1 protein-coding gene is annotated in these 734 nt (G+C 39.9%); it reads right to left on the bottom strand.

Annotated features, from left to right (window positions below; translation table 11 throughout):
• Positions 1-494: 494 nt before the first annotated feature.
• A partial coding sequence (locus tag ABFX15_RS03705; RefSeq protein ID WP_346024155.1) for an AAA family ATPase occupies positions 495-734 on the bottom strand: 240 nt, incomplete at its 5' end.

Genomic DNA, 734 nt, shown 5'->3' on the forward strand with positions numbered 1-734 from the left:
TATGCTCCTTTCTCTTCGGACTTTCTTTCTGTTTTCCATTAAAATGAGACATCCTGATCTTCCATAAATCCATTGGATTCAAAAGACGACGGAACTCTTTCTTCCTGCTGTATGGCTGTTTCAATTAATTGCTTGGTCTGTGAATAGGAAAACAAATACGCTTCCTAGCTGGAAATTTTATATGCCTGAACGAGTTGTGGGATATAAAGTTTCAATGTGGGAGAATACGTTTGTTCAAAATAACAGGTTTCGATCTCTTGCCATATTTCCTGTTCTTCCATTAGACACGATCCTTATACCGATCAAAATAAGATTTCGGCCGTTGCCGATTCAATTAAAGACAGGGTGATTTGAACCTGTTGCTGTTTTACACCTATTTCTAAAACCTTTGTTGTTAAAAGATCCAACCGCCTTAAACNNNNTGCTGAATACCCGTACAGTGATAAATAGAAATAACCCGTTGCCTTAAGGCCTCTAAGGACGCATACCGTAATTTATCCAGCAGACTGGCAGTGCCAATAAGTAAGACCACTGTGTTTGAGACCGTATCTCGTTGAAAATTTAATAAAAAGAAGCAGTTCTTCAAAGATGTCCATTGACAAAAATTGGGCTTCATCCAGGACAATGACTGGCGTGATACGCTGACTCTCTAATTGGCGAATACGTTCCTGGATGTTGCGAAAATTGACGACCTTTTTGTGGCTCGGTTCCAGTCCCAGTTCAATGGCTAATTC

This window comes from Alkalibacterium indicireducens (assembly GCF_039522005.1).
In the GTDB taxonomy this organism is placed as follows: Bacteria; Bacillota; Bacilli; order Lactobacillales; family Carnobacteriaceae_A; genus Alkalibacterium; species Alkalibacterium indicireducens.